Genomic DNA, 17,350 nt, shown 5'->3' with positions numbered 1-17,350 from the left:
AGCAGTGACGCGGAGCGGAGTCGTGTGCGTCGGCAGACCGAGGTGAACACCGATGCACATGGTCATTTACACGCTCGTAGAGGCATCGACACGAGACGACGCACTCGCCAGCGGAAAGACGGTGTTCGATCGACTCGTCGGCGCCGTGCCACACGCAGGTGCTGTCTTCGACTACTACGTCTGCTTCGACGAGAAGGACACGACGGTCGCTGGATCAGCCCGTTGGGGCGATCTCCCGGTAGCAGCCGCTGTGGAATCCGACGAGGGCGAAGAGCTGCTCGAACGAAGCTGGGACGCCACGAAGGAAGAGTTCCAGCGGAATCTCGACCGGGTGAAAGAGGCCATCGACGAACGCAGCGACGAGGACATCATGCGTGACGAGGACCTCGCCCGACACGCCTTCCACCAGGTCGGCGCGTACGACGGGCCCTCTGTCTTCCTGTACGACGAACACGGCAGCGGCATTCGACATCGAGGCCAACTGGATCGACTCCTCGAGGAGAGTGAAGAGCTCTGGATCGTGCCCGCTGACGTCCACTTCTAACCAATGCCTCGCATCACTAATTGGCGGCGGGAGAGCCGATCGCCAACGCTTGCGTATCGGAACACCGAGACCGGAGCGCGAGCCGTCCTGCATCGAGCGCCGGACTCCTACCGGTACAAGTGGCGCGGGGCAATCCTCGTCGACGGCTATCCGGTGTGGTCGCGGGGATACGAGACGAAGGACGCGACGTCGTTCCGTGACGAACTCCGGGAGCGGCCGGCCCCGGACCTCAGCTGCCCGGAGTGTCCGAACAACGACGTTCGCGTCGGCGAGAAGGCAGCAGACGGGGCGAAAATCCAGCGATGGTACGACTGCCCCGACTGTGGGTACGAAGCCCCCTCACGCATCGTCTACGGTGCCGAACGGTGAGTGAGTGAGCGGTGGGCGCTGTTTTTCGGCCGGGCACGAGGTGTTGGCCCGGTACGACCGGGTGAGTCAACCAATGAGTCTCGAAGTACTTGACCGACACAGCGAGGCACTGTTCGAGTTCCTCTGGTGTCCCGTCTGCGGGAAGGAGGTCTTCACTCACATCCCGTTCGAGGGGGTGTTCTGCAAGAACTGCAACACCCAGGTCGAACTCCAGGAATCCCGAGAGACGCGCGGCTACGAGGAGGCCGTGCTCGCCTGCTTCGATTCTACCACGACCTGGAACCTCCACGTCGACGAGAAACTGCGCCGCGACCTGCCTGATGGGTCGGCGCGCGTGAAGATCCTCGGTGCACCGGGCGCCTACAAGGTCGACTGGTGGAGTCCAGAGCCGGGTGAGGACTGGGAACCTGTCGAGCGCGGCGAGTTCGACGACCTCGAGGAACCATCAGAGGTGTCGCATCTGGCGTAGGTCACGCGTTAAGGCGGTGAATTTACGCCCGACACACGTCGCAGTCTCCGCACCCACGAGGGGTTCGCTCGTCGAAGTAGAGACGGCGCCATCGAGCAAACTGATCCGCATACGTGTCCTTGCTGTACGGGAATTGGTACAGATTGACCCCGTCCGGCAGGTCTGTGATTTCGGGCGCATCTACGCCGGGGAATCCGTTACGAAACACGAGATCTTCTGTTTTGGACACCAACTCAGGAGCAACTGTGGATGGGTCCGAAGCCTTCAAGAAGTAGAGTGATGGAATGAACTCTTTCGGGTCAAAGAATCCGTTGGCGTGCAGAATCCACCCACAGAGCCACAGATACGCCTTCTCACTGGAGAAGAAGACTCCGTAGTGGTTGTCCGATTGCCGGCGTTTGTACACGAACACGGGGAGACCATAGCTGAAGCCGACCCGCGTTGGTTCTGCGTGGATATAGCAGTCCTCACGGTCGATGTAGTGGACCAGCGGAGCTTGACACAGCTTGCCCGGGTGCTCACCAGTACCGATCTGCTCCCACAGCTCCGAGACGGAGGCCACGTCAGCGCTCTCGTCCTCGAGAGTCGTATCATCGATTGCACGATGAACAGGCGCAGCAGACTGAATCTCCTCAGGGAGATCGTCGCTGGACAGCTTCGCCGTCTCTCGATCGGGGAGTGTCCGATAGAAGTGTTTATAGAAGCCCTCACGACGCCGCTTGTCGGCGAGCGTTTCGCACCGGGCGCAGTCCTCAATGAACATCGCTGGCACCACCCGGTCTGGATTCTCGGCGGCTTCCTCGTACAGACTACGCTGCCGTTCGGCCCGCCTGGCAATCTCATCCGGATCGGGGAGCGGTGAGCTCCTCTCGGACTCCGATGACATACGCATACCTTTGGGCTGGAACAGTATCAGTTTCCGAGCAAGGACCCCGCCCGACTGCCATCTTGCGAATTTCGGAATCCATTTTTAACCGGGTTTAAGTTGTCCAGTGACAGCCATTCGGCGAGATTCCAGCGACTCCACTCGATTCAGGAGAAGTTGTTTCTGCGCCGGCGATGGGTGCCGGCGCACACGCGCCGGCGGTGATCGATGTCGACACGAAGTCAACTCCGATTCATCCAACGGAGCGAGCCCGCAGACGAACAGTCCGATACCGACCGAATCGCACAAATCTACCGCCACTCGGATGGCTATCCCGACAGCGTCCTCCGTGACCTTGTCCAGCTGAAGGAGTTGCTCGACGAGACACGAACAGAGCGCGGGCCTGCATACGCCGCTGCCCAGTTCCTGTTCCTCGACACGCTCTCGACGATGACCCTCTACGTGGACGAAGCGCGTGATCGGAGCATCCACGCTGACCAACCCTCGGATCTCCTCGACCCGGACAATATGGAGCACCTCGACCAGCCGATGTTCCTGCTCGGACACGGCGTCGAGAACCCAGCCGACGGCATCCACGGCGACGAGGAGTACCTCTACGTCGTCGAGCTCCCGACCCGGAACCCGTTCGAAGAGCCGTCCGAGTGGACCGTCAAGGTGAGTGGTCACTCCGCCTTCCCGCGCTGGGATGGGCCGACCGACGAAGCCTTCGAGCGGGCCAGCTGGCAGTTCCACGGCCCGCTTGAGCACGCGCTCGAAGAAATGGTCGCCGAGCCTGCGTGAGAACGCAACCGGTCTAAATGATGCCGCCGATGACGAGAAGGCCGACGACGACCAGCAGCGTCGCGACAACGCTTCCCCCGGCCAGCCACTTGTTCTCCATCGCCTTCTCGTGAAGCGGCATCGCGGCGTACTCCTCGCGGAACGCTTCGAGGTTTTCCTCGTCGTAGAAGTACTTCGTCTTCAGCGCGAACCGTTCCGTCCTCGCACAGCCCGTACAGACCGGCTCGCCTTCCAGCCGCTCCGTTTTGATGTGACTGGAGCAGGCGATGGCCCCGCAGCTCGGACAGTAGGTGTACATCTCGTCGCGGCCGCTCGTGTCACAATGGACGCAGCGGTGGATGCCATCCTCGTCTGTCACTCGTGACGGACCTGCCGCGTAGTACTCGTAGGGGTAGGTGTACTCCTGGAGGTCAGTCGTGTGCCGAACCTCAGGGAGGTACACTGGTTCGATCGACTGGACAGAGATGTCCGAGCGGTTCGGCTCACAGGTCTTGTTGTACGTGACGTTGTTGTCGCCCGTGTAGGTCACCGTCGTTGTGTGGTGCTGCTGGAGCCGCTCGACGGCCCATTCCTTGTACTCCGTTTGAGTCTGCCCGAAACGGCGCTCTTCGACGTCGTCGAACACCTCTCCGAACTGCTCGGTGTCGAGTTCGACCGTCGCGTGGAGGTTCTCGGTGACCAGCGTGGCGACATCCTCGTCGACGACCTGCGGCTGCCCGCGTTCGGCGTGGGCGACGAATCGGGTCCGGTCGTTGATCCGGTGGATGACGCCCACCGACGTCTCGAAGACGGCGTTCGTGTCCGCGGTGACCGCGACCACCGGGCGGAACGTCACCGATGAGTGCGGTTCTGGGAGGTCGGCGGCTTCGATGTTCTCGATGTCGCGGAACGCCTCCGTGACCGGCGCGTCGACGTCGGCGGCAGGGTCGTACGGGCGGAGCGTCTCGTCGCAGAGAATCTCGATGCGACCGTTGTAGAGGTCGAGGCCGATCTCGTCGGCGATCTCCCGGAGGTCCTCGCCATCGAGCAGCTCGATTGGATGTGGATCGTCGTTCTGCTGGAGTCGGTTTGCGTACTCCTGGGCGGGATTCGTGAACCGGCCGGTGGTGACGACCATTCCGCGTTTGGGGCCGTCGAAGTCGAACGTCGCGATCGCCGAGTGGAGCTTCTGGACGACCGGCCGCCCGACCGTCCCCGTGTGCTTGCACTCGACGATGATCGCACGCCGCGTGCCGTCGACGACCTCCTCCATGATGACGTCGCGACCCTCGTCAGCCGTGCGGTCGGCCTGGCGGACGTTCTCGTAGCCGAGGTTCCGGAACACGTCCTCCATCACGTCCTCGAACTCGAACCCCGAGAGATCGTCCAGTACAGCCATCCTCAATTATGTGGACAGTACGTTGCGACTGCCAAATACGTTGCCGAACGCTACGCCGTCTTGTTTGTTGAACCCCTGAGAGGGGTGCGGCCTCGGGACCGGCAAGGCTGAGGTTACATCTGAATCCTCTGTAACCAGTCCGTCACTTCCGTCCTGACTTCCTCTCTCCGATCGTCTTGGATTGCCAAGTACACACCATCTCTCTCCAACCCACCCCGAGTAGAGAAGCCCTCCCGTACGTCGGCATCGGGACAGCGATCTTCGATCGTTTGAAAGCTACTCCCGACGCCATACCCACCATTCGTATTGAAGGGGACCACAGTTTTCCCGCCTAAATCGTGTTCATTCAGAAAGGTCTTCATCGGCGGTGGCAACTGCATATCCCACGTCGGGGCACCGAAAAACACGGTGTCATACGCCTCGATATCCTCCACGTTGCATTGGAGAGGCGGTGTATACCCCTCTTCGTTTTCTTGGTCTACCTGTGAGACGAGCGTGTCGTAATCGACGGGGTACGGGTCTGCCGGCAACACTTCGAACAGCTCTCCACCCACTTCTTGCTGAATGATTTCAGCGACAGCCTGAGTGTTTTCCGTACGAGAGAAAAACACGATCAGGACGCTGTTCTCATCCGCAGTTTGGGAGGGGGTAGTCTGCGCTTCCGTCTCGGACCCGCTCTGGTGTATGCATCCCGTAAGGAAGCCACCGCCTGCCACTGCAGCTGCCCCTAGCAGTTTTCGCCGACTCGTTCTATCGATCTCTGAATCGTTCGAAGTACGTAGGGTATTCTCTCTCATTGTGGAGTGACTGAGTCCTCAGATTACTGAGGCGCTAGTTGGCTTCCGACCCAGGGACAGGAGCGCCAGCAATCGGCAGGGGCTCGTACGGTTCTTCCAAGTACTCTAGCTCTGAATCCGTCAGGTCGATATCGAGTGCTTCGACGGCTTGTTCGAGATGTTCGACGCTCGTGGTGCCGACGATCGGCGCATCAACGACGTCCTGGTGGAGTAACCACGCCAGCGAGAGCTGTGCCATCGTCACCCCCTTCTCCGCAGCGAGTTCCTCGACACGCTCGTTGACGGCCGGTCCGCCGCCCATCCGGTATTCCTCGTGCGTCTCGGTGAGCTCTTCGCCGCGGGTCGTCGTCGTCATCTCTTCGTGGGGGCGGGTGAGGTATCCTTGTGCGAGCGGACTCCACGGGATGACGCCGATGTCTTCTTTCTCGCAGAAGGGGAACATCTCCCGCTCGCCTTCGCGGTAGACGAGGTTGTAGTGGTCCTGCATCGTCACGAACGGTTCAAGATCTAGGTGATCGCTGGTGTACAGTGCCTCGGCGAACTGGTGAGTCCACATCGACGACGCGCCGATGTATCGAACCTTCCCGCGTCGAACTGCGTCATCAAGGGTACGCAGCGTTTGCTCGATGGGTGTCTCGTAGTCCCACCGGTGGATCTGGTAGAGGTCGATGGTATCCATCCCCAGTCGGTCTAGCGAATTCTCCAGTTCTTGCTCGACAGTCTTCCGGGAGAGTCCCGACGCGTTCGGGTGTGGTTCGTCTGCATCGGAGAAGAGGTTCGTGGGGAAGTAGCATTTCGTGGCGACGACGTGTTCGTCGCGGTCGTACTCTCCGAGAACGTCCCCGATGATCTCCTCGGACTCCCCGTTCGAGTACGCGTTGGCCGTGTCGAAGAAGTTGATACCGAGGTCAATCGCGCGTTCGATGATCTCGCGCGAGCCCTCCTCGTCGAGCGTCCAGTCGTGCAAGTCGCTCACGCCGAAACTCATCCCGCCGAGACAGATGCGGCTGACCTCCATTCCGGTCGAACCGAGAGTCGTGTATTCCATGGTTATGGTTCTTCGAGGGCAGTTACTTCAGATCCATCCGGTTCAGCCATGAAGGCGAGGTGGCTGAACGGCGAATCGGCATTCCGTGTGTTCCCGTGCCAGTGCTCTTCATCAGGCTCGAAGACGATCAGGTCGCCCTCCGAGACCTCACGTTCTCCGTTGCGGGTCGCGACGATTCCTTCGCCTTCAGTGACGTACAACACCTGTACGCCAGCATGCGTGTGGAATTTGGTTCGTTCTCCCGGTCGGAACGTAACTTCCACCGAGCGGACGGTATTCCCGTCGAACTCGCTCGAAACACCATCCGAAACGAGCGCCGTCGTCACTTGGACCGGGTGATCGGATTCTTCTCTATCAGCGGACGGAACGTTTGTCACATCCATATTTTGTACGTATGCGAATTGCGGGTTTGATATCCAAGACTTCGATGCTATCTGGAAACCGTATTTAACTCCCGTCGTCTCTGAAGTGGCGAAGGGGATACCGGAGATCGCGTCTGAGAGACGGTTAGGTCACGTAGAGAGAGCGCTCAGATCAGCTCACGTGTCCCGTTCAGCCTCCCCCAACCACTTCACCATCTCCGGGTCTCGGTGGTCGAAGAACTGGCTTTCGCCCTCGTTTAGTTCGGCGATCGTCTCCATTTCCTCCTTGGTGAGTTCGAAGTCGAAGACCTCGAAGTTCTCGGCGATCCGGTCGGCGTGGACCGACTTCGGAATAGCGACGATGTCGCGCTGAATGAGCCATCGCAGTGTCACCTGTGCAGCGGATTTACCGTGGCGGTCCCCAATCGTGGTCAGCACGTCGTGCTCGAAGATGTTGTTCTGGCCTTCGGCGAACGGCCCCCACGACTCGTGTTGGATGCCGTGTTCCTCGAGGAATGCTGCATCCTCGGTTCGCTGGTAGAAGGGATGCGTCTCGATCTGATTGACGGCTGGGACGACATCGTTGTGGACCATGAGGTCCATCACCCGGTCGGGGTGGAAGTTGCTGACTCCAATGGCCCTGATCTTGCCGTCCTCGTAGAGGTCTTCCATAGCCTGCCACGAACAGTGGACGTCGCCGTAGGGCTGATGAATCAGAAACAGGTCGAGGTAGTCGAGGCCCAGTCGGTCCAACGATCGCTCGAACGCGTCCAACGTAGCCTCGTAGCCGGTGTCCTGCACCCAGAGTTTTGACGTAACGAACACCTCGTCTCGCGGCACGTCGCTCTTCTCGATTGCCCGCCCGACCGCCTCCTCGTTCTCATACGACGCCGCAGTATCGATGAGTCGATACCCTGTTTCGAGGGCTTCCGAAACACTTCGTTCGCACTCGTCGAGGTCCTCGATTTGATACGTGCCGAATCCGAGAATCGGCATCTCTACACCGTTGTTGAGTTCAACTGTCTTCATAGTAGGTCTCTGTCTACAAAATCAGAGGGACTACGGCCAGATAGCGACGGTGCTAATTGGAAACCGTGTTTAAGTGCTCCTGTGTTTGGAGTGCCGAAGAGAGTAGCTGACGCTCACCCCGCCTGAGGAGTCTCGAGAGCGAGGGTTGTGAGATGCCGAGTTCCGTAGCGAGCTCCTCAGTCGAGGTCTGGCGTGGGCTCTCGTAGTAGCCACGAGAGAGAGCGAGTGTCAGCGCCTCGTATTGCCGTTCAGTCAACCCAAACGGGATAGCATCGTCCGATGCAGCGGAAGTGGAGGTCATCGAAATAAGGTCGAGCGAAATCCCGTAGTTCTCACAGCGGGTCCGGGACTCCATGAACGCATCACGGTCCTTGTACACTTTCCTCTCGTACCATCCGTCCGGTGTGACGACGGTCGGCTCGAGTTTGGCCGCTACGGAACTGCCCCCACTGAATACTTCCGAGATCGCGTCGGCGAGGTCTATCGTAAGGTTGTGGACGGTTTGCTCGCCCGCGTAGCCGATCGTTGTCGCCTCTTGGACTTCGTCCAGCGCTTCCAAGTCGGCTTCTGAGACGTTAATCTCGGAATCAATTTTGACGATAAACATCCGGGCGTCCTGCTCGAAACAGAGTCCGTGGACGCACTCAATTTGGTCCGGTGGGAGTCTCTCAGTGATACTGACCAGCGGGAGAGACGGTGAACTGAGGGAAAACTCAGTCGTAATTGTCATACATAGACGTGTGCTTCCCCGGTAGTTAACGTTCGGGACTCCCGTGTTTACAGCGACTCTTCCAGCAGGAGATGGTCTGGGCAACCCCATTTCCCGTAGAGCAAACCAGGTGATCCGACCCTTGGCGCGTTGAGTACGGCTGATGGATGAATAGTCTTCGGCAGTTCTGGTGGGTAGCTGATCCGTTGTATCTCAAGGACGATTCTGGACTGGTAGTGTTTATCGCCCCTGAGAGGGGTGCGGGGGTGATCAAACGAGCCTCCCGCGAACCAAACAATGAGTGGAATCAGCGACCCACGTTCGCTCGTACAGTCACGGACCTCGGCTGATCCCGACGTCATCTACGTCGGTTACCGTCGTCGAGGCCGCGCCATCGTCGAGAAGCAATCGGATCAAGAAAAGCTCACCCCAGAGCGGAGTCTCGAGCTGGCGAATCACAGTCCTTCGGGCTTTGAATGGGGATATGGCGGCAGCGGGCCGGCCCAACTCGCACTCGCCCTTCTGCTCGATTACACTGACAATGAGGAGGTGGCACTGGGGGAGTACAAGGCGTTCAAGACCGAAGTGGTGAGCCAGCTAGAGTGTACAGGACCTGACGGCTGCTGGCGACTCACCGGACACGAGATAGATGCAACCCTTCGTGAGATAGTCGACGATCCAGTCGCACCGTCCGTCAACTAACGATCACAGAGCGCAATCAATGTCAGAACACACTCAGCAGCCTCGTGCGGACTCAGAATCGCAACAGAACCGTGAGCGTCAGGTGCCAACCGAGTACGTCGAGCGAAGCGATGTCGGCGTCTCACTCACCGTCAAACTCACTCGCGGTACTGGCACCCGCGATCAAGACAAGATCACGGCCAAAGTGAAGGGTAAGACGCTCGAAGACGCCCGCGAGGATATGGAAACCCTCCGCGAGTATATCCACGACCTCGCTGAGGACACTCGCCAGATCCAGCCAGCCGACCCACACGAATAGTACTTTTTTGACTATTGCACAGAATTGTGTAGCCGCAGGATGTACGAAGTGTGCGGTGAGAAGGAACTCAAGGTTATCCTCGCGCTTGATCCGGGCGATTCTATCTCAGGCGTCGCGCGGAAGATCGACGAGAACCGGGAGACGATCCGTCGCGTCGTGAATAGCCTCGAGGAGGCGGGATACGTCGCGTACGACGATGGGCTTCATCTCATCGATCAGACGCTCCGAGACGCCGGTCTCGAGTTCCTGACAGCGTCAGCGGACATCTCGCCACCGTCGATCTCAGAAGCCTATGTCCTCCCGCAGTTCGCGGGGATGGAGTATGCATACACTGGCATCGATGCGGTCTACGTCTGGACTCGCGGTGGCTACCAGGTCGCTCGCGACCCAGAGGACTATCCGCTGTTCATCGCCGTCCACGAGTCTGACCTCGATGCCTGGACGGCGTTCTTCGATCGGTTCGAAATCCCGACTGCGGAAGAACGCCTGCCTGCTGCCGACCTCGATGGTTCGATACAGGTGGTACTCAAGCCGCGGCCACAGATCGAGGCCGAGAGGGTCGACGGACGGCCTGTCATCCCACTCGAAGAAACTGTGGCGTTCGCAAACGAGCACTACGCGCACTTCCAGTCAGCGCTCGACATGCTCGGCCATATGTACGACAGCGTCGACACTGACGCGAACTACCGCCAAACTGACGTGGAGTTCTGACAAGGGATTTCTTCGACTGGGAGGGGCCTGGCCGCTGTTTGTTGCCGCCTTGAGAGAGCGGAGGCGAACAAAAATGAGCGATTCGTCAGATCTATCCGTCGAATCAGACGGTCTCACACCGAAACAGCGTCTCGAACCGCCAAATACCCGACTCATCAATGCTGGTATCGCGACGATTCATGACATGGAGACGCTGCGAGCCTGCGTCGCCTACGAGAATGCGAATCAGCAACGGATCCCGATTCTTCGCCGGCTCAAAGATCGGGCCAGCGAAATTCGCGCAGAAGACGATTGACGCAGCACTCGGGGATGTCTGTCGGAGCCTCGGTGGGTGGAGGCTCGAATGAGATGAGCGATCAACCCGAGATCGAAATTCAACGACAGACCGCATTCGGCGACGATGGCCAACTCGAAGTAACTGAAACGAGCGTCGAGACCTCACTCGAGGACTTCGGTGCTGACGTGGATCATCGCGACCGGGATTCACGTCTTGATCGGCCCGAGGCCAGTGAGTTCGGCGTCGACGATCGACCCGCAGTTGAGCAATCAACCGAAGGAGATCAATCAACACTCTTCGCTGATACGGACGAGGATCAGCAGACCCTCGCTGGCGACGATGCAGCCGCTCGCTGTCTCTTCGAAGAATAAACAGTCCCTATTGATTAGTTATGTGTAGAAATGTTATAGTTTGAACTATAATAGTCTGAGTTCTAACTTTGAAGCGACGCTGAGGGCCTAACAGCCGGTGGTGGTTTTTCGACCCCCAGCAGGGGCGCGGGGGATCCGAACGCCCGCATGCAACCGATGGAGACGAATTCGACTACCGACCCACGAGCAGTCGTACAGGATACGGATGAGCGATGTCAGGCGAGTACAGACCGCGTCGAGTACGTCGGGATGCGCGTCGACGGAACGCCAGTGGTCCTGAACCTCACCGCACACGAACGCCTCTCCCCTGATCGAAGTCTCAGTCTCGTGCGGCATAGCCCGGTGGGATTCGACTGGGGCTACGTTGGGAGCGGCCCGGCGCAGCTCGCCTGTGCGCTACTCCTCGATTACACCGACAACGAAACCGTCGCCCAGCAACACTACATCCAGTTCCGCGACGCAGTGGTCAGTCAGTTAGTGTGTGATGGCCCGGCCGACTGCTGGCATCTCACCGGGGAGGATATCGAGGCGGCACTCGCTGAATTCGAAGAGTACCGAGCACTCACGCCAGATGGTGGGATGCCGCCATCGTCACTGCCGGCGAATTGGAGTGCGGTGAGCCGGACAGATCGAACAGTCTTTCAACGCCGGGATATCGACCACTACGTCGTCCTCGCCGAAGGGAGCGAGGAGTGGCTGATCATACTTTGCGCGCAGGGCGACCGGGCGTATCCCGCCCCGCTTGGCCATCGAACACTTCCGGTTGAAAACGACCCTGTCTCTGCCGTTCAGGCACTCGTCGCTGAGAGTAACGACCTCGTCGAGCCAGAGGAGGACAACTGATGGAGACATTCCGACTTTCGCGAGCAACGTATCAGCTCATCGAACGCGCCGTCACGGCGCTGGAGTGCATCGGCCGAGAACTCGAGCGATACAACGACCGGCACGAGCGAACAGCTGGGAAAGACACAGACGAGACAAATCCCGGCGAATGATGACTGGCGAAGCGACGCTTGACGACTTCGAGACCGAGAATTCAGCCGGTGAGTCCCGCTCGCTCACGCTGGAAGAGCGACTCCTCACCCCAATTTTCCCGTCCATCGGTCTGCGGGTGATTGCCGGGTACGGCGATCCGCTCTATCTCCAAAATCGGGGAACAGAACGGTATCTCTTCCGCGACGATTATGACCGGTGGTTCATCCTTCAACCCTCAGCGAAGGACTCAGAGGACGCGTTCGTTCGGTGGGTGTACCTCCCAGCAGACCGGCCCGAACGGCTGGCGCAGTCGGCACTTCGTCGACGGACTGTGATCGGCTATGATTACGTTCAGCGGTCGGCCGCACCAGATCCAGTTAGGTCGACGGTGACGGCGATGTTCGTCACAGAACGCTGGCCCGAGACCACCTACGAATGTGGGTCGTGCGAGGCGTTGTTCGACACGGCACAAGAGCACGCCCTGCACTGCTGGGACGCTCATCCGTGGGTACCGAATCCTGAACAGGTGCGCCGTAGGCGGAGAGATTGAAGGACAGAAGGGACAATAATCGATGCGGCGATGTTATTTCTTTGCCCTACACCTATGTTGAAAGAGATACGAGTTGGTAATATGGCGACAAGGATGGCCACCCGGCTCGAGAACTTCTTCGAGCAACGAACTGACGGGAATCTCCGGAGTATCGTGAAATACGAGGAAGACACGTACGAAATCGTCCATCTCAGGGATGACGTCGCTGAGCAATATACGACAGATGAGCTCGAATCTGCAATTGACGAGTCCCGAATGGAGTCGTTAACGGCACCAATCTACGAAAACACCTTCTCAGAAGACCACGGACAGCTCACGTGCCTGGTTCAGTGCTTCGAGAACGTTATCGAGATGAATTTCGTTCTCGAAGACGGGATTGGAGCCGCCGTCGCTCTTGATGCGGAAGCAATGTCCGATGCCCACGGACTTGTCGCTGAAGCAAGGCGGATCGTCCTCGAAGAACGAGAGTAGTCGCCGACAATAGGCCATCCAGCTGTATTTTTGAGAGGGTCTTCGTGCCTACCAGCGGCCGCTAATTAACCAACAAGTCCCAGATCCAAGAGAGAGTGTTGGTTAGCGTGTGTTGTTTTTGCGCCCGGGAGAGGGGTGCAGGGCGACCGAATTCGCCCTCGCACGGTCGTAATTCATGTCGCTCGAAATCAACTCCAGCAGCAGCACTGAACGCGACATCGCCGCTGCCAGACAAGCCGACGTCGTGGCGTTCCTTCATCGAGCGCCGTTCGCTCTGGATGCGCATCAGCTCGGATTCTTGCCCGGGTTCCGAGAAGACTGTGGGTACCAGCAGACCCAGTATCAGGACCTGAACATCCCCGTCGGGATGTTGGATAACGACTTTCGGAATCCCGATCTGGATCGGTACATCGCCCGATTTTTCGAATACGAACCCAAGGTTGGCGTGATCGGAGATGTGTACGAGGGAGACGACGTCAACGAGTACGTAGCCGCTGCCCGCGAAATTCAGGCGAGTTACCCCGATGCCGAACTCGTCATCGTTCCAAAATGCCGCGAAGTGATCGACACGGTCCCGAACGACCTCGTGCTCGGCTACTCGCGGGGGTACGCCGACCGGTTGGCGCACGAGTTCTCCGAGCCGACCGACTGGCGTGGCCGCCGTGTTCACATCTTGGGGGGCAGCCCACCGAAACAGTGGGACGTCATCCAGCAGTTGACCCGTCCGACACTCACGGACGACCCACCGGCCGACATCGTCGGCCTCGATTGGAACGGGCTGCATCGCGGCGCGCAGTTCGGGGAGTTCTGGACGGCTGACGGCTGGGACGACAGTGGTCGTGACGCCTCCCACGTCACAGTTCGGAAGACAGTCCGACACAGTCTCGCCCGCATCAAGGCCTTCTGGCAGTCTCACGGCGTCTGGCCCGACTCGACACCACACAGCGACATCCCCGAAATCGAGTACGAGGGCCCGTCACCAACCGACCTCGATAGTGCTGCGTGTACCGAATGCGAAGCGAACGTCTGGACGACTCGGCGCGGTCCCTTCATCGCTGAGTATGATACCGGCGTGCTCTGTGGCTACTGCAGCTACGAGTGCTACTTCTCACATCGCCATCGGAACAACCTCGAGGAGATCGCCGGCGACCAGAGTGTGTACATTCCGCCGGCGTGACGCCACGAGTGGTTTTTCGCGCCCCGGAGGGGCGAGGGCTCGATCCAGAAAGTCCTCCGAGAAGGTGATTTTCCGTGAGTCAACAACAGCGTCCGAACGACGTCTCGATCGACGACATTCCAGTCGACGTATCGAACACCCAATCAGGCGAGGTCGATCCCGCTGAGGTACCCGAGGAGATCCGGTCGATCACTCGTGGACTCGCGAGCGAGCAACCGCCGGCGAATCCGCTCGTCGTCCTGAAGGCCGCCCGCTGGTGGTATATACATGGCAAGGGCGGAACCGATCCTGCGTTCCAGTGGGCCATCGAGTGGGCACGACACCTCGCGGCGGACACGCCGAGCGATGTCGACCAGTTCGACGCGTTCCTCGAGTATCTCGTCACGGTCGGCTTCGCTGACGAGAAGACAGCGCTTCGATAACCGATTCCCCATTCACACTGCGGGGTGTTTGACCGGGGACTATCTCGAACAGAAACGAGTCTGACCGCAACCTGTTCAGATAGAATAACATTCACTTAGAACTGGTAGCAGGCAACCTCTTCTTCACCACAGGTCGGACACGTTTCGGCGTCCTCGGAAAGGGTCGTTCCGCAGTGCCGGCACTCATACAGGGTAGATGTCGTGGACGTGCGAGTACCAACGACCCCGCGAAGCGTTTCGACGAGACCCATTCTCCCGGTGATTGTGTCGCACTGGTTGTTAATCCCAGCCTCCGATAGCAACCCCGACATAAACCCCGCAGTCGCGCCGTCGTTTATTGTGCGCCCCCGAGGGGTGCGGCGCGTCCTGACCTGACGCAGCGCCGTCGTACTCGACGTGATGCAATCCATGTTGACTGCCAGTGAGACGTCGGTCTCGTTCGAGGAAACCGACACACGGAACAACGAGATGCACAGCACCATCGAAGACTGGATCGACGAGCTCGTCGTTGATGTCGACGAGGCGAAAGCCAGCCAGCAATTCCAGGAGTGGCTCGACGTTCAGTCCCGGTTCCATGACTACTCACATCGCAACACACTCCTGATCAAGCTCCAGTGTCCCGAGGCGACCCGCGTTGCGGGCTACAATACCTGGCGAAATGAGTTCGACCGGCACGTCCAAGAAGGTGAACAGGCGATCTGGATCTGGGCACCCATTATTACGAAGCAGTGCCCAGAGTGCGAGAATTCACCGAGTTACCACGAGCAAAGCGACTGTGACTACGACGAGACATCGCCCGAGGAGTGGTCGAAAGGACTGGTTGGATTCAAACCAACGGCAGTCTTCGATGTGTCTCAAACCGAGGGCGAACCGCTCCCCGAGCTGGAAACCGAGGCCACAGGTGACGCCGACGACCTGGTGCCAGCACTCCTCGATGCGGCAACTACTCTCGATATCGACGTCCGTGTCGTCGACGCTGCCGAGTGGGAGCATGGCGACGCGAAAGGCGTCTGCAAACACCGGACTCTCCACGAGGGCCAGCCCGTCGTCGAAGCGAAAGCCCGCTCAAATCAGGCCGATCTCGCGGTGACGCTGATTCACGAGTATGCCCACGCGCTGCTCCATTTCGAGGGCGACGACGAGCCCGAGCGCGCAAAACGCGAGGTCGAAGCGGAAGCCGTTGCGTACATCGTCGGGCGGTATTTCGACCTGGATACGAGCGGGTCAGCGTTCTATCTTGCCGCGTGGCAGGACGACGATGCGGAGAGCATTCAGGAGCGTCTCGGCCGGATCAGTTCGACCGCTCAGGAGATCATCGACACAGTTGTAGAGGGCTGAACACCCCCTCCCCGGCTGTTAACCAACGCCGGAGGGTACTATCCCACTCTGTTGGTTAATTCGTTCGGCGTCCGACCCTGCGTGTTTCGATCGGTCCCGAGACATACCCATCGACAGTCGATGTTATCGTTCAGAATCGATTCGGCGCTGCTGGTCACGAAGGAACTCAACGACGGCATCGATATCCTGTTCGGGAACCGTTTGCTGTTCGAAGACTCCTTTGAATGCATCTGCGAAATCCTCCGACGTGAGGCGGTTGAGGACAGTCTCGATGCGACCAGCGAGCTTCTCGGACTCCCCGCGATGCAGATGAGTCGCGATCCGGTCGAAATCCGCGCCAGCAGCCAGCACCACTAGATCCCGAGAGTCTGCCTTGCGGCCACTGTGGAGTTTCACCGCGAACAGCAACTCCCGTTCCGGAATCCTGGCTGTTACCGGGCGCCCGGTTCGTAGTTCCTCGGTGACAGAGTGCTGGGCCAGATAGCGATACGACCACTCAGCTTCCGTCTGGCGACAGCCCAGCGCGTCCACCATCGCGTCGAACCGAACCGGATTCCCGATATCTTTGGTAAACCGGATAGTCCGGCCCTCGTAGAGTTCGTTTCGCTCGACTTCGGCCGTTTTCTCGTAGCCGCGGTCGGTGAGAAGGTCCGTGTAGTCGTCGACCGCTTGGGCCGGAATGACGACGTCGACGTCCGTGGTGAAGCGTTGATTGAACGCCGCGATCGCCCACCCACCGACGAGCACGTACGGCAGGTCAGCGTCGATGACTGCCTCCAGCGTATCCAGTAGTTCGTCTTCGCGTTCACCGAGGCTCATGCATTGAGACGCGGATCCTCGTGGGACGCGTCGATATCGCGGTCGTACTCGTCGGCGATCATCTCCAACGCCGGCTCGTAGTTCACTCGGTACTCCAACATGTGCTCGATTGCCTCATCCAACGGAATGACCGGATTGCCGTCGACCCACTCACGAGTGATGTCCCCACTCGTCGGGAACAACACGTACGAGACGGCCGCGTCGGAGTCGGTCGCGTCCGGCCGCTCTTCGATCCGGCTCGGAATCCCGAACTCATCAAAGAACGCTGTCCACCGTTCGACGTCCTGGTCAGCGACCTGGATAAAGATCGGATAATCGTCGTGGCCGCGAGCGATCTGATAGCCGCCGTGGGTCCAGACGTAGACGCCGTCGATTTTCGTGTACGCAAAGGGCATCCCGGCGAAGTGTGGAATGACGTAGCCGTCGTCGATCGAAGGGGGAACAGCGCGAGAAATGGCCGCGACGAGATCGTAGTAGCGATCCCTGACAGCGTAATTCTCGATGTAGACGCCGTCATCACGCCGGATGAAGCCTGCGTCCTCTAACCGCTCGATCCAGTCGTACACCCACGAGTAGGAGCCGTCGATCTTCTGGGCGATTTGACGGATCGAGTCGCCCGGCCGGGCCGCGACCATGATCTTCGCCGCGGTCTCGTCGACGTACTCCATCATCGTTAGTTATCGGTATCGCATCTAACGGTATTAGTCTTGTCCCCCGTATTTCCTATGACGTTATCGCTATACAGATATACTATTCTTAGCTCCAGTAGTCCGATCCGGCGCAGCATTCGAGCAGAGAGGGGTTAACCAACAGAGGATACGATTGATCGGTATTTGTTGGTTAAGTTTTTCAGCGCCCGCCGAGGGGC

At 59.1% G+C, this 17,350-nt stretch carries 25 protein-coding genes; 16 read left to right on the top strand and 9 right to left on the bottom strand.

Annotated features, from left to right (window positions below; genetic code table 11):
* The first annotated feature begins 52 nt into the window (after positions 1–52).
* From HTIA_RS14885 to HTIA_RS14875, 3 genes are all read left to right on the top strand, one after another.
* On the top strand, positions 53–544 hold the full coding sequence (locus HTIA_RS14885; RefSeq protein WP_008526063.1) for a hypothetical protein: 492 nt from the start codon (positions 53–55) through the stop codon (positions 542–544).
* 3 nt (positions 545–547) lie between these two features.
* Entirely contained in the window at positions 548–913 is a 366-nt protein-coding gene (locus HTIA_RS14880; RefSeq protein WP_008526065.1) for a DUF7568 family protein, read from the top strand.
* Positions 914–986: 73 nt separating this feature from the next.
* Entirely contained in the window at positions 987–1,382 is a 396-nt protein-coding gene (locus HTIA_RS14875) for a DUF7567 family protein (RefSeq protein ID WP_008526066.1), read from the top strand.
* A 22-nt stretch (positions 1,383–1,404) separates the two neighbouring features.
* Here the strand turns inward: HTIA_RS14875 and HTIA_RS14870 are convergent, their stop codons facing one another.
* A complete protein-coding gene (locus HTIA_RS14870; protein WP_008526067.1) occupies positions 1,405–2,268 on the bottom strand; it encodes a hypothetical protein in 864 nt (287 codons plus the stop codon).
* Positions 2,269–2,475: 207 nt separating this feature from the next.
* Here HTIA_RS14870 and HTIA_RS14865 point away from each other — a divergent pair, with 207 nt between their 5' ends.
* Positions 2,476–3,048, top strand: coding sequence for a hypothetical protein (locus tag HTIA_RS14865; protein WP_008526068.1), 573 nt, complete (start codon positions 2,476–2,478; stop codon positions 3,046–3,048).
* Between the two features lie 13 nt (positions 3,049–3,061).
* Here HTIA_RS14865 and HTIA_RS14860 read toward each other — a convergent pair whose 3' ends face one another.
* The 6 genes from HTIA_RS14860 to HTIA_RS14835 form a co-directional block, all read right to left on the bottom strand.
* Entirely contained in the window at positions 3,062–4,426 is a 1,365-nt protein-coding gene (locus tag HTIA_RS14860; RefSeq protein ID WP_008526069.1) for a restriction endonuclease, read from the bottom strand.
* Positions 4,427–4,539: 113 nt separating this feature from the next.
* Positions 4,540–5,142, bottom strand: a complete 603-nt coding sequence (locus tag HTIA_RS14855) for a flavodoxin (RefSeq protein ID WP_008524612.1) — start codon at positions 5,140–5,142, stop codon at positions 4,540–4,542.
* 115 nt (positions 5,143–5,257) lie between these two features.
* Positions 5,258–6,271: an aldo/keto reductase gene (locus HTIA_RS14850; RefSeq protein WP_008524610.1), complete on the bottom strand. Its 1,014-nt coding sequence runs from the start codon at positions 6,269–6,271 to the stop codon at positions 5,258–5,260.
* 2 nt (positions 6,272–6,273) lie between these two features.
* Entirely contained in the window at positions 6,274–6,654 is a 381-nt protein-coding gene (locus HTIA_RS14845) for a cupin domain-containing protein (protein WP_008524608.1), read from the bottom strand.
* Between the two features lie 156 nt (positions 6,655–6,810).
* The gene (locus HTIA_RS14840; protein ID WP_008524606.1) at positions 6,811–7,662 is read right to left on the bottom strand and encodes an aldo/keto reductase; all 852 of its coding nucleotides are present in this window, start codon (positions 7,660–7,662) and stop codon (positions 6,811–6,813) included.
* Between the two features lie 52 nt (positions 7,663–7,714).
* The gene (locus HTIA_RS14835; protein ID WP_008524604.1) at positions 7,715–8,392 is read right to left on the bottom strand and encodes a helix-turn-helix domain-containing protein; all 678 of its coding nucleotides are present in this window, start codon (positions 8,390–8,392) and stop codon (positions 7,715–7,717) included.
* A gap of 276 nt (positions 8,393–8,668) precedes the next feature.
* Between HTIA_RS14835 and HTIA_RS14830 the strand changes: the two genes are divergently transcribed.
* From HTIA_RS14830 to HTIA_RS14775, 12 genes are all read left to right on the top strand, one after another.
* Entirely contained in the window at positions 8,669–9,073 is a 405-nt protein-coding gene (locus HTIA_RS14830) for a DUF6166 domain-containing protein (RefSeq protein ID WP_008524602.1), read from the top strand.
* Positions 9,074–9,092: 19 nt separating this feature from the next.
* Positions 9,093–9,371: a DUF7389 domain-containing protein gene (locus HTIA_RS14825; RefSeq protein ID WP_008524600.1), complete on the top strand. Its 279-nt coding sequence runs from the start codon at positions 9,093–9,095 to the stop codon at positions 9,369–9,371.
* A gap of 39 nt (positions 9,372–9,410) precedes the next feature.
* Positions 9,411–10,082, top strand: coding sequence for an IclR family transcriptional regulator (locus tag HTIA_RS14820; RefSeq protein ID WP_008524598.1), 672 nt, complete (start codon positions 9,411–9,413; stop codon positions 10,080–10,082).
* Between the two features lie 73 nt (positions 10,083–10,155).
* Positions 10,156–10,377 carry a hypothetical protein gene (locus HTIA_RS14815; RefSeq protein WP_008524597.1) on the top strand — a complete coding sequence of 74 codons (222 nt, stop codon included), beginning with the start codon at positions 10,156–10,158 and terminating at the stop codon, positions 10,375–10,377.
* Positions 10,378–10,430: 53 nt separating this feature from the next.
* Positions 10,431–10,730, top strand: coding sequence for a hypothetical protein (locus HTIA_RS14810; RefSeq protein WP_008524595.1), 300 nt, complete (start codon positions 10,431–10,433; stop codon positions 10,728–10,730).
* Positions 10,731–10,886: 156 nt separating this feature from the next.
* Entirely contained in the window at positions 10,887–11,573 is a 687-nt protein-coding gene (locus HTIA_RS14805; RefSeq protein ID WP_008524593.1) for a DUF6166 domain-containing protein, read from the top strand.
* Positions 11,573–11,725, top strand: coding sequence for a hypothetical protein (locus HTIA_RS16925; RefSeq protein WP_008524592.1), 153 nt, complete (start codon positions 11,573–11,575; stop codon positions 11,723–11,725). The genes HTIA_RS14805 and HTIA_RS16925 overlap by 1 nt, the downstream gene beginning before the upstream one ends.
* Positions 11,725–12,255 (top strand): hypothetical protein, encoded by a 531-nt coding sequence (locus HTIA_RS14800; RefSeq protein WP_044951376.1) that lies wholly within the window; start codon positions 11,725–11,727, stop codon positions 12,253–12,255. Before HTIA_RS16925 ends, HTIA_RS14800 begins: the two co-directional genes overlap by 1 nt.
* A 153-nt stretch (positions 12,256–12,408) precedes the next feature.
* On the top strand, positions 12,409–12,726 hold the full coding sequence (locus tag HTIA_RS14795) for a hypothetical protein (protein ID WP_242401926.1): 318 nt from the start codon (positions 12,409–12,411) through the stop codon (positions 12,724–12,726).
* Between the two features lie 175 nt (positions 12,727–12,901).
* A complete protein-coding gene (locus HTIA_RS14790; protein ID WP_008524587.1) occupies positions 12,902–13,903 on the top strand; it encodes a DUF6610 family protein in 1,002 nt (333 codons plus the stop codon).
* Positions 13,904–13,977: 74 nt separating this feature from the next.
* Complete coding sequence (locus HTIA_RS14785; protein ID WP_008524586.1) at positions 13,978–14,325, top strand: hypothetical protein; 348 nt, start codon at positions 13,978–13,980, stop codon at positions 14,323–14,325.
* A 408-nt stretch (positions 14,326–14,733) separates the two neighbouring features.
* Complete coding sequence (locus HTIA_RS14775) at positions 14,734–15,663, top strand: ArdC-like ssDNA-binding domain-containing protein (protein ID WP_008524581.1); 930 nt, start codon at positions 14,734–14,736, stop codon at positions 15,661–15,663.
* A 123-nt stretch (positions 15,664–15,786) separates the two neighbouring features.
* Here HTIA_RS14775 and HTIA_RS14770 read toward each other — a convergent pair whose 3' ends face one another.
* Entirely contained in the window at positions 15,787–16,482 is a 696-nt protein-coding gene (locus HTIA_RS14770; protein WP_008524579.1) for a nucleotidyltransferase domain-containing protein, read from the bottom strand.
* The gene (locus tag HTIA_RS14765) at positions 16,479–17,150 is read right to left on the bottom strand and encodes a helix-turn-helix domain-containing protein (RefSeq protein ID WP_008524577.1); all 672 of its coding nucleotides are present in this window, start codon (positions 17,148–17,150) and stop codon (positions 16,479–16,481) included. The genes HTIA_RS14770 and HTIA_RS14765 overlap by 4 nt, the downstream gene beginning before the upstream one ends.
* Between the last annotated feature and the right edge of the window lie 200 nt (positions 17,151–17,350).

Source organism: Halorhabdus tiamatea SARL4B, from assembly GCF_000470655.1.
GTDB lineage: Archaea > Halobacteriota > Halobacteria > Halobacteriales > Haloarculaceae > Halorhabdus > Halorhabdus tiamatea.
This window is presented reverse-complemented; position numbering and strand designations above follow the sequence as displayed.

Excerpts from the sequence above, each read along its gene's own strand:
- HTIA_RS14870 (WP_008526067.1), bottom strand. The coding sequence starts at position 2,268 with ATGTCATCGGAGTCCGAGAGGAGCTCACCGCTCCCCGATCCGGATGAG.
- HTIA_RS14800 (WP_044951376.1), top strand. The coding sequence starts at position 11,725 with ATGACTGGCGAAGCGACGCTTGACGACTTCGAGACCGAGAATTCAGCC.
- HTIA_RS14875 (WP_008526066.1), top strand. The coding sequence starts at position 987 with ATGAGTCTCGAAGTACTTGACCGACACAGCGAGGCACTGTTCGAGTTC.
- HTIA_RS14815 (WP_008524597.1), top strand. The coding sequence starts at position 10,156 with ATGAGCGATTCGTCAGATCTATCCGTCGAATCAGACGGTCTCACACCG.
- HTIA_RS14845 (WP_008524608.1), bottom strand. The coding sequence starts at position 6,654 with ATGGATGTGACAAACGTTCCGTCCGCTGATAGAGAAGAATCCGATCAC.
- HTIA_RS14840 (WP_008524606.1), bottom strand. The coding sequence starts at position 7,662 with ATGAAGACAGTTGAACTCAACAACGGTGTAGAGATGCCGATTCTCGGA.
- HTIA_RS14850 (WP_008524610.1), bottom strand. The coding sequence starts at position 6,271 with ATGGAATACACGACTCTCGGTTCGACCGGAATGGAGGTCAGCCGCATC.
- HTIA_RS14825 (WP_008524600.1), top strand. The coding sequence starts at position 9,093 with ATGTCAGAACACACTCAGCAGCCTCGTGCGGACTCAGAATCGCAACAG.
- HTIA_RS14810 (WP_008524595.1), top strand. The coding sequence starts at position 10,431 with ATGAGCGATCAACCCGAGATCGAAATTCAACGACAGACCGCATTCGGC.
- HTIA_RS14805 (WP_008524593.1), top strand. The coding sequence starts at position 10,887 with ATGGAGACGAATTCGACTACCGACCCACGAGCAGTCGTACAGGATACG.
- HTIA_RS14885 (WP_008526063.1), top strand. The coding sequence starts at position 53 with ATGCACATGGTCATTTACACGCTCGTAGAGGCATCGACACGAGACGAC.
- HTIA_RS14820 (WP_008524598.1), top strand. The coding sequence starts at position 9,411 with ATGTACGAAGTGTGCGGTGAGAAGGAACTCAAGGTTATCCTCGCGCTT.
- HTIA_RS14865 (WP_008526068.1), top strand. The coding sequence starts at position 2,476 with ATGTCGACACGAAGTCAACTCCGATTCATCCAACGGAGCGAGCCCGCA.
- HTIA_RS14860 (WP_008526069.1), bottom strand. The coding sequence starts at position 4,426 with ATGGCTGTACTGGACGATCTCTCGGGGTTCGAGTTCGAGGACGTGATG.
- HTIA_RS14790 (WP_008524587.1), top strand. The coding sequence starts at position 12,902 with ATGTCGCTCGAAATCAACTCCAGCAGCAGCACTGAACGCGACATCGCC.
- HTIA_RS14775 (WP_008524581.1), top strand. The coding sequence starts at position 14,734 with ATGTTGACTGCCAGTGAGACGTCGGTCTCGTTCGAGGAAACCGACACA.
- HTIA_RS14880 (WP_008526065.1), top strand. The coding sequence starts at position 548 with ATGCCTCGCATCACTAATTGGCGGCGGGAGAGCCGATCGCCAACGCTT.
- HTIA_RS16925 (WP_008524592.1), top strand. The coding sequence starts at position 11,573 with ATGGAGACATTCCGACTTTCGCGAGCAACGTATCAGCTCATCGAACGC.
- HTIA_RS14830 (WP_008524602.1), top strand. The coding sequence starts at position 8,669 with ATGAGTGGAATCAGCGACCCACGTTCGCTCGTACAGTCACGGACCTCG.
- HTIA_RS14770 (WP_008524579.1), bottom strand. The coding sequence starts at position 16,482 with ATGAGCCTCGGTGAACGCGAAGACGAACTACTGGATACGCTGGAGGCA.
- HTIA_RS14765 (WP_008524577.1), bottom strand. The coding sequence starts at position 17,150 with ATGGAGTACGTCGACGAGACCGCGGCGAAGATCATGGTCGCGGCCCGG.
- HTIA_RS14835 (WP_008524604.1), bottom strand. The coding sequence starts at position 8,392 with ATGACAATTACGACTGAGTTTTCCCTCAGTTCACCGTCTCTCCCGCTG.